This window comes from Mesorhizobium sp. WSM4310 (assembly GCF_007003935.1).
Lineage (GTDB): Bacteria > Pseudomonadota > Alphaproteobacteria > Rhizobiales > Rhizobiaceae > Mesorhizobium.
The window spans coordinates 209,872-225,643 of the sequence record NZ_VFTA01000001.1 but is presented as its reverse complement, the minus strand read 5'-3'; the positions used below and the strand labels follow the sequence as shown (position 1 = coordinate 225,643).

The following is a 15,772-nucleotide window of genomic DNA, read 5'->3' as shown; positions in this document are numbered from 1 at the left end:
AAGCATCGGGGGCGCTTCGGCGCGCCCGATGCTTTTCGTCAACCGGCCTTGCGGATCGTCGTCTTCTCGAAGAACCGGTTGGGCGGCCGCTTCAGGCCGAGATTCTCGCGCAGCGTGGAGCCCTCATACTGCCGCCTGAAGATGCCGCGCCGCTGCAGCTCGGGCACCACCTTCTCGACGAAATCGTCGAGCCCGGCGGGCAGATAGGGAAACATGATGTTGAAGCCGTCCGATCCCTCGGTGACCAGCCATTCCTCCATCTCGTCGGCAATGGTTTGCGGCGTGCCGACGAAGGCGAGCCCGGAATAACCGCCCAGCCGCTGGGCAAGCTGGCGAATGGTCAGGTTTTCGTTCCGGGCAAGCTCGATGACGCGCTCGCGGCTGCTCTTCGAGGCATTGGTCTCGGGTATGTCCGGCAGCGTTGCATCGGGATCAAAGGCCGACGCGTCATGCCCAAGCGCGATCGACAGTGAGGCAATGCCGCTCTCGTAATAGACCAGGCTGTCGAGCTTCGCCCGCTTGGCCCGCGCATCCTCGACGCTGTCGCCGACGATGACGAATGCGCCAGGCAGGATCTTGATGTCGTCGCGGGAGCGGCCGAACTTCTGTGCCCTGCCCTTGACGTCGGCAAAAAAGCGCTGCCCGGCGGCAAGATCGCCATGGGCGGCGAAAATCACCTCGGCCGTCTCGGCGGCCAGTTGCCGCCCGGCTTCCGAGGCGCCGGCCTGGACGATGACCGGCCAGCCCTGCACCGGCCGCGCAATGTTGAGCGGGCCACGCACGGAGAGGTGTTCGCTCTTATGGTCCAGCACGTGCAATTTGGCGGGATCGAAATAGAGCCCGCTTTCGGCGTCGCGGATGAAGGCGTCGTCGGCAAAACTGTCCCACAGGCCGGTCACGACATCGTAGAATTCCCGCGCCCGGTGATAGCGCTCGTCATGCTCGACATGTTCGTCCAGCCCGAAGTTGAGCGCCGCATCGGGGTTGGACGTGGTGACGATGTTCCAGCCGGCGCGTCCGCCGCTGATATGGTCGAGCGACGCGAAGCGCCTAGCAATGTGATAGGGCGCGTCGAAGGTCGTCGACGCAGTGGCGACCAGCCCGATGTGATCGGTGACGGCGGCCAGCGCCGACAGCAGCGTGAACGGCTCGAACGAGGTCACGGTGTGGCTGCGGCGCAGCGCCTCGATCGGCATGTTGAGCACGGCCAGATGGTCGGCCATGAAGAAGGCGTCGAACTTCGCCGCCTCCAGCGTCTGGGCGAAGCGCTTCAGATGCGCGAAGTTGAAATTGGCGTCAGGATAGGCGCCGGGGTAGCGCCAGGCGCCGGTGTGCAAGCTGACCGGGCGCATGAAGGCGCCAAGCCGCAATTGCCGTTTTTCTGCCATGGGAAGACATCCTGATGAGGACGAGCGTTGCCGCTCCGGTGTCGCTCAACATGGAACCGCATTGCGGCCCTGGGAAGGAATTCTGTTTTGCAAAATCGGCAGCGGGGAGCATTTTCATCGGTGCGACGGACCAGCCGTCACACCGCATCATCCGGCATAGCTGACGGCGGATGATGCGATGAAACCTCCTTATTCCGCGGCCAGGGCCAGTTGCGGCCGCTCGGTCGCCAACTCTGGCTCGGGCGCCTGCTCATTGTTCACCACCTTCTTCGGCTCGCGGCCAAAGAACAGGGCGTAGCCAGCCGGCAGCACCAGGATGGTCAGCACGGTGGCAACCACGATGCCGCCCATCATGGCGTAGGCGAGCGGCCCCCAGAACACGGCGCGCGAGATCGGGATGAGCGCCAGCACCGCCGTCATCGCCGTCAGCACGATCGGCCGGAAACGACGCACGGCCGAGCCGATGATGGCCTCCGAACGTTCCATGCCTCTGGCGATGTCCTGGTCGATCTGGTCGACCAGGATGATCGAGTTGCGCATGATGATGCCGAGCAGCGCGATGACGCCGAGAATGGCGACGAAGCCGAACGGCGCGCCGCTGATCAAAAGCGCGGCGGCAGCCCCGATGATGCCGAGCGGACCGGTGGCCAGCACCAGCATCGCCTTGCCGAAGTTCTGCAGCTGGATCATCAGGAGCACGACGATGATGGCCAGCATGACCGGCGCCTTGGCGGCGATCGACGCCTGGCTTTCGGCCGAATCCTCGGCACCGCCCTGGATCTCGATCTTGTAGCCGGGCGCCAGGCCGTCGCGCAGGCCCTGCATGTCCTTGTACATCTTGGTGACGACGTCGTTGGACTGCACGCCATCGGGAAGCGTTGCACGCACGCTGATCGTCGGCAGGCGGTCGCGGCGCCACTCGATGCCTTGCTCCAGCACCGGCACCACCTTGGCCACCTGCGACAGCGGCACGAAACCGCCGAAATCGGTCGGGATGTAGACCGAATCGACCGAGGACAGCAGGCTGCGGCTGGCATCCGGCTCGCGGGCAACGATGGAGACCGTCTCCTCGCCGTCGCGGAAGTCGTCGAGCGGCGCACCGGCCATGGTCGCCTGCAGCATCTGGCGGATGCGCTGCGAGGTAACGCCGAGCGCCCGGGCACGATCCTGGTCGATGACCAGCTTCATTGCCGGCACCGGCTCGAGCCAATCGTCATGCACCGCGCCCAGCAGCGGATCCTCGCGGAATTTCGCCTTCACCTGGTCGGCGATGCGGCGCACCTCCTGGCGATCGGGACCCATGACGCGCATCTGCACCGGCCAGCCGGTCGGCGGTCCGAGGAACAGGCGATCGACCTTGGCGCGGATCGAGGGGAAATCCTCGGCCAGAACCGTGCGCAGCTTGACGATCAGCCGCTCGCGCGCAGGCTCGTCATTGGCCATGACAAGCATCTGGGCGAAGTTCGGGTTGCGCAGCTGCTGGTCGAGCGGCAGGAAGAAGCGCGGCGCGCCCTCGCCGATATAGGTGGCGATGAAGCGCTTGTCCTTGTCGTCCATCATCTTGGCTTCCAGCGCCTTGGCCTGCGTCTCGACCTCCTTGATGCTGGTGCCTTCCGGCAGCCAGAGGTCGACGAGGATTTCCGGCCGCGACGATTGCGGGAAGAAGTTCTGCGGGATGAACTGGAACGCCCACAGGCTGGTGCCGAAAGTCACCAGCGTCATGACGAGAACGATGATGCGGTGGCGCACGGCCCAGCCGACGGTCGAGCGCAGCCGGCGGTAGAAGCGCGTGTCGAAGACATCGTGATGGCTGCCGGCATGCTTGCGCTGCTTGAGGATCATGTTGCCGAGCCACGGCGTGAAATAGACCGCGACGAACCACGAGACGATCAGCGCGATGCCGACGACATAAAACAGCGTGCGCACATATTCGCCAGCCGTGGAAGCGGCGAAGCCGACCGGGATGAAGCCGGCGGTGGTGATGAGCGTGCCGGTCAGCATCGGGAAAGCGGTCGATGTATAGGCGAAGCTAGCCGCCTCGATCTTGACCAGCCCCTCCTCAAGCTTGCGCTCCATCATCTCGACGACGATCATGGCGTCGTCGACGAGCAGGCCGAGCGCGATGATCAGGGCGCCCAGCGAAATGCGCTGCAGGTCGATGCCGAGCTCGTACATGATGGCGAAGGTAGCGGCCAGAACCAGCGGGATGGCGATGGCGATGACCAGCCCTGAACGCCAGCCGATCGACAGGAACGAGACGACAAGCACGATCAGCAGCGCCTCGCCGAGCGCATGCATGAATTCGGCCACTGCATCGGTGACGACGCCCGGCTGGTCGGAAATCTGGTCGACCGACACGCCATAAGGCAGCGCTTCTTCAAAGCGCTTGTAGGTCGCCTCGACGTCCTTGCCGACATCGGTGACCTTGAAACCCTTCGCCATGACGACACCAAGCTGCACGCTGTCATGACCGTTGAAGCGGTATTTGCGCTGGAAGGGATCCTCGATCCCGGAGGTCACGGTGGCGATGTCGCCGAGACGGGTTACCTGCCCACCGGCACGCAGGCGCAATTCCCTGATGTCGGCGGCCTTGGTGACGTCGCCTTCGACGGAGATGCGCACCGAATTGACGCCGGTGTCGACGGCACCGGCCGGATCGACATTGTTCTGGCCCTTGATGGCGTTCTGCAGGTCGGTCAGCGTCAGGCCGCGCTCGGCCAGCGCCTTGGACGAGACATCGATATAGAGCTTTTCCGGCTGGTCGCCGATGATGACGGCCTTCTCGACGCCTGGCGTGGTCAACAGCATGTCGCGCGCCTGGATGGCGAACTTCTTCAACTCTGGATAGGAGAAGCCGTCACCGCTGATCGAATGCAGGGTGATGAAGGTGTCGCCGAACTCGTCGTTGAAATAGGGGCCGAGCAGGCCTTGCGGCAGGTCGCCGGAAATGTCGCCGACCTTCTTGCGCACCTGATAGAAGGCGTCCGTCACCTCGGCGGCGTTGGTGTCGCCCTTGATCTGCACGGTGATGATGGCGCTGCCGGCGCGCGTGAAGGAGCGCACGAAGTCGAGATGCGGCGTTTCCTGCAGCTTGCGCTCGATCTTGTTGACGACCTGGTCCTCCATCTCCTGGATAGAGGAACCCGGCCAGATCGCCTGGACGACCATCACCCGGAAGGTGAAATCGGGGTCTTCCTTCTGGCCCATGCGCATCAGGCCGAGCGCACCGGCGATGATGATCAGCCCGAACAGGAAGCGCGCGATGGAGGGATGACCGATGGCCCAGCGCGACAGGTTGAAGGGCCGCTTTTCTTCAGTGGAGGTCGTCATCGTTGCAGGTCCACTTTGCTTGTTTGCCGGCGCCTGGCGCTTCGAAGAAGCAGGGCGCGCGAAACGAAATCATCCGTGTTCAATCTGGCTTCCGGGCGGCGAGGCTTTCCGAGCGGAGAGACACTCATCGCGGTGGGACGCTAGGTCGATGCGGGGGTACATCGGCCGTGACGTCTCAACCTTCGGGCGCACGCCGCCCGGAAACCTGCGGCCGCGGCAACGCGCGGCCGACCTATCTGTCCTCAGCGCAGCCGGCTGGCGTCGTCGCCCTCGGCGGACGCGGATTGCTGCGCCACGCCGCCGGCGAGCTTGACCTTCAGATTCTCGGTCATGAACTGGGTGCCGGCGGCGACCACGACATCGCCGGGTTTCAATCCTTCGGCCACACGCACGCCATCGGCGGCGAACTTGGCAACCTTCACCGGACGGGCATGAACGGTGTCGGCGTCACGATCGACGGTCCAGACGATCGACTGGCTGTCTTTCTCCGCCAACGCGCTCAAGGGGATCGAAACCAGCTGCTTTTCGTTGGCGGCCGAGGCCTCGATATTGGCGGTCATGCCGAGAAGCACACGTGGATCATTGGGCAGGCTGACACGGACGGCGAAAGTGCGCGACTGTGGATCTGCGCTGCCGGCAACCTCGCGGACCTTGCCGTCCAGCGCCAGCGCGCTGTCGGACCAGAACCCGGCCTTGACCGACTTGCCGGGCTTGAACTCGGCGATCTCCATTTCCGGCACCGCGATCAGAACTTCCTTTTCGCCGTCGACCGCGACAGTGACCACAGGCGTGCCGGAGCCGACCACCTGGCCGACATCGGCGTTGACAGCCGTGACGATGCCGTCCCTGTCGGCCTTGAGGTCGGTATAGCCGACCTGGTTCTTGGCCTGGTCGAGCGAGGAACGGGCGGAGTCGCGCGTGGCGACCGCCTGGTCATGGGTCAGCGTCGCCTGTTCGAGCTGCGATTTCGGCGCGAAGTTTTTGGCGAAAAGCTGCTCGGCGCGCTTGCGCGCAAGCTCTGTCGTCTCGACCTGCCGTTCGGCGGCATCGAGCGCTGCCTGCGCGCTCTTGACCGACAGATCGTAGTCGGTGGGATCGATGCGGGCGAGCACATCGCCCGGCACCACATGCTGGCCGATGTCGACCAGACGTTCGGTGATCTTGCCGTTGACGCGGAAAGCCAGGGCGCTTTCGGTGCGGGCCCGCACCGACCCCGAATAGGAGAGCGTGCGGGAGTCATGCGCCTGGGCGATCTCGACGACCTTGACCGGGCGGATGATTTCCTTGACCTCGGCCTTCTCCTGGCTGCAGCCGGCAAGCGCGAGCGCCGCGACGACAAGGCCCGCGACCGGCAACCCGCGGATGATGGAATGGGACAAGGACATAGTAATACTCCCGACTGGAGGCGGACTGCCGACACCGGCGACCGGCGGCTATTTCAAGGCTCTGATGGCGTAGTCGATAAGTTCGTCGGGCATTGCCCGGTTGGTCTTGGCAAGGCACTGCGCCACCATCTGCGGGTGGCAAAGGATGATTGTAGCGGCGCCGAAGCAGCGTGACGCGGTCACCGGGTCCTGCTTGGCGAACTCGCCGGCCTCGATACCCTCGCGGATCACTTCCGCGAAGAGATCGTGGATGCTGTCGACGTGCTTGTCGATGACGCCCCAATCGCGCTCAAGCGCGACGATGACCATCTCATGGACCTTCTGCGCATCGAGCATGGTCTCCAGCGTCATCTTGTACTGGGCGTGAATGTAGCGCCGCAGCCGCTCCTCGGCGCCGATCGGCAGGTGCATGATCTCGTAAGCCATCTTGTAGCTGGCGCCGAGCATCCGGCCGCACACCGCCTGGTGGATTTCGACCTTGGAGGCAAAGAAACGGTAGATGTTGGCCGGCGACATGCCAAGCTCGCGGGCAATGTCGGCTACATTGGTCTTGCCGTAGCCATAGTGCCGGAACAGGCGCTCGGCGCAGTCGAGAATGCGGGTCACATTCTCCTGTCTGGCGGTATCGACCATGATGTTGGCGGCTTCGGACATGGTTCTTTCGTTTGACAAGTGACGAATTTCAATTTTCGTCAGTCGTAAATTGAAGGAGGTGGGATGTCAACGCGAAATCGACGTACGCGTTCAAGATCGTGACAGATGGTGACATCCAACAGACGTCACCAAGCGGCCCAAGGATGCGGGCAACTCGAAATATTTTTTGAGAGGCAGTCGCTTTTCAGGCGAGTTTGGCCATTTCCCGGAGCCGGAATTTCTGGATCTTGCCGGTCGAGGTCTTTGGAATCTCGGCGAAAATCACGGCTTTCGGCACTTTGAAGCGGGCAAGCAGCGCACGGCAGTGCTCAATGATCTCGGCCTCGCTCGCCGTCTTGCCGGGCTTCAGCTCGACATAGGCGACCGGCACCTCGCCCCATTTGTCGTCATGGCGCGCCACAACGCCGCAGGAGGCGACGGACGGGTGTTTGTAGAGCGCATCCTCGACCTCGATCGAGGAAATGTTCTCGCCGCCCGAGATGATGATGTCCTTGGAGCGGTCCTTGAGCTGGATGTAGCCGTCGGGATGCATGACGCCGAGATCGCCGGAATGGAACCAGCCGCCGGCGAAGGCCTCGTCGCTGGCCTTGCGGTTCTTGAGATAGCCCTTCATGACGATGTTGCCACGGAACATGACCTCGCCGATGGTCTCGCCGTCGGCCGGCGTCGCCTGCATCGTTTCGGGGTCCATGACGGTCAGGCCTTCGAGCGCGGCGTAGCGCACGCCCTGCCTTGCCTTCTTGGCGCTGCGCTCGCCCTTTGCGAGATCGTCCCATTCGCCGTGCCATTCGTTGACCACGGCCGGGCCATAGGTCTCGGTCAGGCCATAGAGATGGGTGACGGCAAAGCCGGCATCGGCCATCCCCGACAGCACGGCTTCCGGCGGCGGCGCGGCCGCGGTGTTGAAGGTCACCGTCTGCGCGAACGTGCGCTTGTCCTCATCCCGGGCGTTGATCAGCACCGACATGACGACCGGCGCGCCGCAGAGATGGGTGACGCCGTGATCGGCGATGGCGTCGTAGATCGGCTTCGGCCGCACCCAGCGCAGGCAGACATGGGTGCCGGCCTGGACGGCCAGAGTCCACGGAAAGCACCAGCCATTGCAGTGGAACATCGGCAGCGTCCAGAGATAGACGGCGTGCTTGGCCATGCCGGCATGGATGGTGTTGGTGTAGGCCATCAGGGCGGCACCGCGATGGTGATAGACGACGCCCTTCGGATTGCCCGTCGTGCCCGAGGTGTAGTTGAGCGAGATGGCGTCCCATTCATCGTCGGGCATCGACCAGGCGAAATCCTCGTCGCCGCCGGTGACAAAATCCTCATAGTCGAGCCCGCCAATCCGTTCGCCCTTCGGATAGGGGGCGTCGGCGGCGTAGTCGGGATCGTCATAGTCGATGACCAGCGGCTTGACCTTGGCCAGATCGAGCGCCTGCCGGACGACGCCGGAGAATTCGCGGTCGACGATGAGCACCTTGGTCTCGGCATGGTCGAGCTGGAAGGCGATGACCGCGGCGTCGAGGCGGGTGTTGAGCGAATGCAGCACCGCCTTGGTCATCGGCACGCCGAAATGCGCCTCCAGCATCGGCGGCGTGTTGGACAGCATCACGGTGACCGTGTCGCCCTTGCCGATGCCGCGCTTTTGCAGCGCCGATGCGAGCTTCAGCGAGCGGTGCCAGAAATCGCGGTAGCTGATGCGCTGGCGGCCGTGGATGATGGCGATGTGGTCGGGATAGGTCTTTGCCGCGCGCTCCAGATAGGTGAGCGGCGTCAGAGGCTGGTGGTTGGCCGCGTTCCTGTCCAGATCCTGTTCGTAGGAATTGCCCATCCCGTCCTCCCCAAGTCCTTTTCGAGCTTTCTAACCTTAGGGCTCTCGTCAGGCCATCCCCCTGAATGGTCGAAAATGCTATGCTGTCCGGACTTTGTAGAACGACCATCCCGGATGCGTTTTGTTTAGAGGCGATCGCACTCACGCATGCCAATTTGACTTTTGTCGAGAGCCGTGACTAATGTCAGCCGAGGAGACGGCATGGCGATCCGACCGGCAGAACAACTCATTCACAAAGCCGCCTGGCTCTACTACGCGCATGGCCTGCGGCAGGACCAGGTTGCGAGCCAGCTTAACATTTCGCGTGCTTCGGTGGCCATGTATCTGCGCAAGGCGCGCGAGACCGGCATCGTCAACATCTCGACCTCGACGCAGCTGTTCACCGATGACGTGATGGCGCGCAGGCTCGAGGATGCCTTGAAGCTCGACGCGGTCTGGATCGCGCCGGAGAACGGCTATATCCCGGACCCGTCGACTGATATCGCCGTGCTGGCGGCGAGCGTCTTTCTCGAACTGGTCAAGAAGGGCGACCGCATCGGCGTCGCCTGGGGCCGCACCGTCTATACGATCGCCGACATCATGTCCTATGCCGACCTGCAGGATGTCACGGTGGTGCAGCTCTGCGGCAATCTCGGCGCGCCCTACTCCTATCGGCCCGACCAGTGCACCATGGAAATCGCGCGCCGGCTCAACGCCAAGGGGCTAAATTTCTATGCGCCGCTGGTGCTGTCGACGGAAGAGCTGGCGCGTGCGTTGCGCGCCGAGCCGGTGATCCGCGAACAGCTGGCCGGCATCAGCGATTGCAATCTCGCGCTTTTCTCCGTCGGCACCGTCGATGCAGACAGCCATGTCGTCAAATGCGGCGCGCTCAACCCGGACGAAATGGCCGCGCTGCGCGGCATCGGCGCCGCCGGGGTGATTGCCGGACAGATCATCGACGCCAGGGGCGAGGCACTCGACTGCAGCTACAACCGCCGGGTCATTTCGGCTGAACTCGGCTCGCTGCGCGCCATCGAAAAACGCTTGATGGTGGTGCAGGAGGACAGCAAGTTCGAGCCATTGCTCGCGGCGCTTGCGGGCGGGCTTTGCACGCATCTCGTGGTCGGCGCGCATATGGCGCAACGGCTGCTCGATCATGCCGGAGCGACACCACATAAAGCATCCTGAAAAAGGCACCCTTCGCCGGCGCATTGTCATCAAGGCGTCGCGGCATTCCTGTTTCACCACCCAAGTCAGCAACTGGACGAAGCGAACATGAAGAATTTGTGGAACGACGACACGGCCGAGAAACTCGTCGCCGACTATGCCAAGAAGGGCGTCGGCCGCGACCTCGCGCTGCGCGTCTACACGACGCGGCTGCTGGGCGGCGTGCCGCAGCTGGTCCTGCATGGCGGCGGCAACACGTCCTGCAAGATCAAGGCGACCGACCTCGTCGGCGATGAATGGGATGTGCTGTGCGTCAAGGGCAGCGGCTGGGACATGGCCGTCATCGAGCCGCAGGGACTGCCGGCGGTCAAGATGGGCGCCCTGCTCAAGGCGCGCGCGCTGGACAAGCTCGCGGACGAGGACATGGTGGCGCTGCAGCGGGCAAACCTCATCGATCCGTCCTCGCCCAATCCCTCGGTCGAGACGCTGCTGCATGCCTTCCTGCCGCATAAATTCGTCGACCACACCCATTCGACCGCTATCCTGGCCATCGTCGACCAGGAAGACTCGAAGCCGCTGGTAAAGACGGTCTTCGGCGAGAAGATGGGCTACGTGCCCTACATCATGCCGGGCTTCGACCTTGCCAAGGCGGCGGCCGACGTCTTCGATGCCGACCCGACGGTGGAAGGACTGATCCTCGACAAGCACGGCATCTTCACCTTTGGTAACGATGCCAAACAGGCCTATGACCGGATGATCCACTATGTGAACGTCGCCGAGGAGTACGTCGCCAGGAACGCCAAGCCGAAGGCTGCCAAGGCGGCGTTGCCGGCAAGGCTCGCGACGCCGGCGTCCATCGCGCCGATGCTGCGCGGCGCCGTTGCGGTGGCGCGCGGCGAAGGCCGCTTCGACCGCATGATCTCTGACTTCCGCACCTCCGACGGGATCGTCGATTTCATCAATTCGGCCGCCATCGCCGACTATGCCGGACGCGGCGTGTCGACACCGGATCTGTCGATCCGCATCAAGACCGGGCCGATGGCGGTGCCGGCGCCCGATGCCGACAAGGTCGGCGACTACAAGGCCGTCATCAAGAGCCATGTCGACGCCTTCGCCAAGGAGTACCGGGCCTATTTCGAGACCAATGACGCACTCGACGACGTCAAGCGCACCATGCTCGACCCGATGCCGCGGCTGACGCTGGTGCCGGGGCTCGGCATGTTCGGCCACGGCCGCACGCTGAAGGATGCCAGGATCGCCTCCGATGTCGGCGAGATGTGGATCGAGGCGGTGCGCGGCGCCGAAGCCGTCGGCCGTTTCCATCCGCTGTCCAAGGCCGATTTGTTCCCGCTCGAATACTGGTCGCTCGAACAGGCCAAGCTTGCCTCCAACAAGCCGAAGCCGCTGACCGGCCAGGTGGTGCTGATCACCGGCGGCGCCGGCGCGATCGGCGCCGCGACGGCAAAGCTGTTCGCCGATAATGGCGCCCATGCCGTCGTCGTCGATCTCGATGCCGAGAAGGCCGCCGATGCCGCCAAGAAAGCCGGCAACAATTCGATCGGCGTCGCCGCCGACATCACCGACCCGGCCCAGGTGCGCGCCGCCTTCGACAAAGCTGTGGCCGTGTTCGGCGGCGTCGACATCCTTGTCTCCAACGCGGGCGCGGCCTGGGAAGGCCGGATCGGCGAGCTCGACGATGCGCTGCTGCGCAAGAGCTTCGAGCTCAATTTCTTCGCCCACCAGTCGGTGGCGCAGAACGCCGTGCGCATCATGCTGGAACAGGGCACCGGCGGTGTGCTGTTGTTCAACACCTCCAAGCAGGCGGTCAATCCCGGTCCGAAATTCGGCGCCTATGGCGTGCCGAAGGCGGCGACTTTGTTCCTGTCCAGGCAATATGCGCTCGACTACGGCGCCCATGGCATCCGCTCGAACGCCGTCAACGCCGACCGCATCCGCTCCGGCCTTTTGACCGACGCCATGATCGCCAGCCGCTCCGGCGCGCGCGGCGTATCGGAAAAGGAATACATGTCCGGCAATCTGCTTGGCCAGGAAGTGACGGCGCAGGATGTGGCGCAGGCCTTCCTGCATCACGCGCTGGCCGAACGCACCACCGCCGACGTGACGACGGTGGATGGGGGCAACATCGCGGCGGCGCTGCGGTAGGGTTTCCGGCAGATAACAAAAAGGGCGGCTCGCAGGCCGCCCTTTTCATATGTGCTACGACGACCCCTACTTCGCGTTCGGGTTCGGCATCCAGGCCGGCATAGCGACATCTGCATGGGCGAACTGCGGCAGCTTGGCCGACAGGTCTTCCATGTTCTTGATGTCCTTGTCGATCAGCTCTTTCTGGGTGATCAGCGTCGGCGGCACGATGACGTTGTGGCCAGGGTCTTCACCGGCGAGCAGCTGCGCCAGAGCGCGCACCGAGACTTGGCCGACGACGGCCGGGTTGGTGGCGGCGGTCGCCGCCCAGGCGCTGTCGGGCTCGCGCATCGCCGATATGTCCGATGTCGAGATATCGGCCGAATAGATCTTGATGCCCTTGTTCAGGCCGGCTTCGTCGACGGCGATCTTCACGCCCTTGGCGAACTCGTCATAGGGGGCGAACATCACCTTGATGTCGGGATGAGCCGACAGCACCGAACGCGCCTGGTTGGCGACCGAGTTGGCGATCGGGTTGTCGAGCGTGCCGAACATCGCGACTTCCTTGACGCCCGCATATTTCTTCTTGACGTCGACCCAGGTCTCGTTGCGGCGGTCGAGCGGCGCGATACCGGCGACGTAGACATAGCCGGCATTCCAGCTCTCGCCATTGTCCTTCACCGCCTGTTCGAGCGCGAGGCGGGCAAGGTCTTTGTCCGACTGCTCGATCTGCGGGATCTTCGGGTTTTCGACATTGACGTCGAAGGCCACGACCTTGATGCCGGCGTCGACCGCGCGCTGGGCCGCATCCTTCATCGATTCCGTCAGGCCGTGCTGGATGATGATGCCCTGCACGCCGAGCGCGATGGCCTGGTCGACCATGTCGGACTGAAGGGCGGCATCCTGGCGGCTGTCGAGCACGCGCAGGTCGATGCCAAGCGCCTTGGACTGCGCCTCGACGCCCGAGAGATAGGCCTGGAAAAAGTCACCGGTCGAGAGATAGCGCACCAGCGCGATCTTGACGCCGGGCTTGTCGAACGGGGCCGGCTTGTCCGCGGCAAAAGCCGGGACCTGCATCAGCATGGTTGCGCCGGCCAGCCCGAGCGCCACCTTCCCCAGAAGTCTTCTCGTGATGTTCACTTGTTTTCCTCCACTCTTGTTGAACCCAATCCTGTCCGGTCGAGACTACCCCCTGCCCCTGCCCGAGAGGGCAAAGGTGAAGACAAGGGCGACGACCAGAACCACGCCCTTGACGAAATCCTGCGTGTAGTAAGGCGCGTTCATCATCGTCAGGCCTTGCAGCAAGATGCCGACGAACAGCGCACCAACAGCGGTGCCGAAGGCGTTCGGCTTGGCGGCACCGAGCACCGCGTAGCCGATCAGCGCCGCGGCAACCGCATCGAGCAGCAGATTATTACCCGAGGCGATGTCGCCGCGTCCAAGCCGTGCGGCGAGCAAAATGCCGCCGATCGAGGCAAAAACTCCTGAAATAACGTAGGCCCAGATCTTGTATGCCTTGACAGGCGCACCAGCGAGTTCGGCCGCGCGCTCATTGGAGCCGACCGCATACATCATGCGGCCGAAGCGGGTGTATTCGAGGAAGAACCAGATCAGCACGGCCAGAACCAGCAGCACCACCACCGACACCGGAATGAGGTTCGGGATAAAGAAATCGAAGCGGTGGCGGCCGAGCGCCAGGAAGGCGTCGCCGAACTTGCCATTGGCTACCGAACCGTCTGGCATGGTCATGCCGGTGGCGATCGAGCGGCCTTCGGTCGGGATGCGCTGTAGGCCGACCAGCAGGAACATCATGCCGAGCGTCGCCAAGAGATCGGGCACGCGCATATAGACGATCAGCCAGCCATTGATCAGGCCGACAATGGCGCCGATCAGCAGGCAGACGACGACCGCCACGACGGCGTTCTGCTCGAGCACCACCATGACATAGGCAGCCGCCATCATAGCCGATGTGGCGACCGAGCCGATCGACAGGTCGAAGCCGCCGACGACCAGCGTGGCGGTGACGCCGAGCGCCAGCACGCCGGTGATGGCCACCGACTGGAAGATGAAGACGGCACTTTGCGGCGAGACGAACCCGTCGGCGGCGATCGCGAAATAGGCGACCAGCCCGAACAAGAGGACGATGAACCCATAGCGGATGGCGTAGTCGCGCAGCGTCATTCAGCCCACCCGCGCGACGCAGCCATTCTTATCCAACTCGGACCCATAGTCTCTCCATTCCAATTCTACCCGCCGCGCGGCTTAGGCGGCGCTATGCAGCGGCCCGCCGGCGACCTCGGCCAGCAGGCGATCGAGATCGACCTCGGCGTTGCGGTGTTCACCGACGATCGTGTGTTCCGACATCACCAGGATGCGGTCGGCCGTCTCCAGCGCCTCGTCGAGTTCGGTGACGAACAACAGCGTCGCGCGGCCATTGGCGCTTGCCCTCAGTTTGGCGGCGATGTCGCGCCTGGCCGAGATGTCGACGCCCTGAAAGGGCTCGTCGAGGATGAACAGCGCTGCATTCTGCGCCATCCAGCGGGCGACCATGACCTTCTGCTGGTTACCGCCGGACAATGCCGACATCTCGTCCTTCTCGGAACGGCAGACGATGCTGAGTTCCTCGATCTGCCGGCGCGCGGTGGCGCGTTCGAGGCGGCGCTTGAGCACACCAAGATTCGACATGCGCTTGAGGAACGGCAGGCTGACATTGCGCTCGATGTTGAAGCCGCCGACGATGCCGCTGGTCGCGCGATCCTTGGCGACGAGGAACACGCCGGCCGCGATCGCGTCACCCGCCGATCGCGGCGCATAGGGCTTGCCGTTCATCGTCATCGTGCCGGCCAGCGGCTTGCGCACGCCGAACAGCGTCTCGGCAAGCGCGGTCTTGCCGACGCCGACGAGGCCGGTGATGGCAACGACCTCGCCATCGCCAAGCGTCAGCGAAATCGGCCTGGCCCCATGCCCGAAGCGCAGGCCTTCGACCGTCAGGACCGGTTTGGCGGAACTCCTGGCAACGATCTGGTCGAGATGGATCTTGCGGCCGAGCATGGCATTGACCGCGCCTTCATAGTCGAGCGGCTTGGTGTCAAAGACACCCGAAATAATGCCGTCACGCATCGAGACGATGCGATCGGCAAGCCGCCTGATGTCGGACATGCGGTGCGAGATATAGAGGATCGCCACGCCTTGCTCGCGCAGCCTGTCGACCAGCGCGAACAGCCGGTCGGCCTCGGCGCTGGAGAGCGAGGACGTCGGCTCGTCGAGGATCAGCACTTTCGGCTGATGCGCCAAGGCGCGCGCGATCGCCACCATCTGGCGATCGGCCAGCGAAAGGTCGTTGACGCGGGCCTTGAGATCGATGGCCAACCCCATGCGGTCGGCGACGGCCTTGGCCTCGCGGCGCACGCGGGTCGGATTGAACAGCGTCGGCACGCCCCTGCCGCTCAACCTGTCGAGTGTGAGGTTTGTGGCGACGTCGAGGTCGGCGACCACACCGTCATTGATGTTCTGGTGCACGGTGACGACGCCGGCGCGGATCGCCTCCGCCGGCGTGTTCGGCGCAAAATCCTGGTCCGCGAGGGTCATCGTACCGCCGCCGCACTCGTAGACGCCGCTGATGATCTTGACGAGGGTGGATTTGCCGGCGCCATTGGCGCCCATCAGCACAGTGACCTCGCCGGAACGCAGCTCGAGCGAGATGCCGCCAAGCACCTCGTTGCGGCCAAAGGATTTCCTCAGTCCCTCTACACGGAACACGGCATTGCCGACCATGCGTTCCTCCCTGACCATGACGCTATGGGCTACATCGGCAATTGTCAACACGATTGACAATTGCCAGGTCGCTTCCTAGCTTGGCCCCGCCGTCAAGGCTCCCTTATGATCGGAGCGCACAGGCGGGA

At 63.9% G+C, this 15,772-nt stretch carries 10 protein-coding genes; 2 read left to right on the top strand and 8 right to left on the bottom strand.

All coding sequences use genetic code 11. The features are described 5' to 3' along the window. Positions 1 to 38: 38 nt before the first annotated feature. The 5 genes from FJV80_RS01040 to FJV80_RS01020 form a co-directional block, all read right to left on the bottom strand. Entirely contained in the window at positions 39 to 1,388 is a 1,350-nt protein-coding gene (locus tag FJV80_RS01040; protein ID WP_095786690.1) for an LLM class flavin-dependent oxidoreductase, read from the bottom strand. Between the two features lie 189 nt (positions 1,389 to 1,577). Continuing rightward, positions 1,578 to 4,718 carry an efflux RND transporter permease subunit gene (locus tag FJV80_RS01035; RefSeq protein ID WP_142875333.1) on the bottom strand — a complete coding sequence of 1,047 codons (3,141 nt, stop codon included), beginning with the start codon at positions 4,716 to 4,718 and terminating at the stop codon, positions 1,578 to 1,580. Between the two features lie 242 nt (positions 4,719 to 4,960). After that, on the bottom strand, positions 4,961 to 6,103 hold the full coding sequence (locus FJV80_RS01030; protein WP_095786692.1) for an efflux RND transporter periplasmic adaptor subunit: 1,143 nt from the start codon (positions 6,101 to 6,103) through the stop codon (positions 4,961 to 4,963). A gap of 48 nt (positions 6,104 to 6,151) precedes the next feature. Next, on the bottom strand, positions 6,152 to 6,757 hold the full coding sequence (locus FJV80_RS01025) for a TetR family transcriptional regulator (RefSeq protein WP_095771150.1): 606 nt from the start codon (positions 6,755 to 6,757) through the stop codon (positions 6,152 to 6,154). Between the two features lie 184 nt (positions 6,758 to 6,941). Continuing rightward, positions 6,942 to 8,582 (bottom strand): acyl-CoA synthetase, encoded by a 1,641-nt coding sequence (locus FJV80_RS01020; protein WP_142875332.1) that lies wholly within the window; start codon positions 8,580 to 8,582, stop codon positions 6,942 to 6,944. 201 nt (positions 8,583 to 8,783) lie between these two features. On the opposite strand from FJV80_RS01020, the gene FJV80_RS01015 reads away from it, so the two are divergent. After that, entirely contained in the window at positions 8,784 to 9,749 is a 966-nt protein-coding gene (locus FJV80_RS01015; protein ID WP_095771152.1) for a sugar-binding transcriptional regulator, read from the top strand. An 87-nt stretch (positions 9,750 to 9,836) separates the two neighbouring features. Then, a complete protein-coding gene (locus FJV80_RS01010; RefSeq protein ID WP_142875331.1) occupies positions 9,837 to 11,891 on the top strand; it encodes a bifunctional aldolase/short-chain dehydrogenase in 2,055 nt (684 codons plus the stop codon). 66 nt (positions 11,892 to 11,957) lie between these two features. On the opposite strand, the gene FJV80_RS01005 is transcribed toward FJV80_RS01010, so the two are convergent. The 3 genes from FJV80_RS01005 to FJV80_RS00995 all read right to left on the bottom strand — a co-directional run bounded on the left by FJV80_RS01005 (position 11,958) and on the right by FJV80_RS00995 (position 15,644). Further along, positions 11,958 to 13,010, bottom strand: a complete 1,053-nt coding sequence (locus FJV80_RS01005) for a substrate-binding domain-containing protein (protein ID WP_095786894.1) — start codon at positions 13,008 to 13,010, stop codon at positions 11,958 to 11,960. A gap of 45 nt (positions 13,011 to 13,055) precedes the next feature. Continuing rightward, positions 13,056 to 14,051, bottom strand: a complete 996-nt coding sequence (locus tag FJV80_RS01000; protein ID WP_095791243.1) for an ABC transporter permease — start codon at positions 14,049 to 14,051, stop codon at positions 13,056 to 13,058. Between the two features lie 81 nt (positions 14,052 to 14,132). Further along, positions 14,133 to 15,644 (bottom strand): sugar ABC transporter ATP-binding protein, encoded by a 1,512-nt coding sequence (locus FJV80_RS00995; RefSeq protein ID WP_142875330.1) that lies wholly within the window; start codon positions 15,642 to 15,644, stop codon positions 14,133 to 14,135. Positions 15,645 to 15,772: the final 128 nt, after the last annotated feature.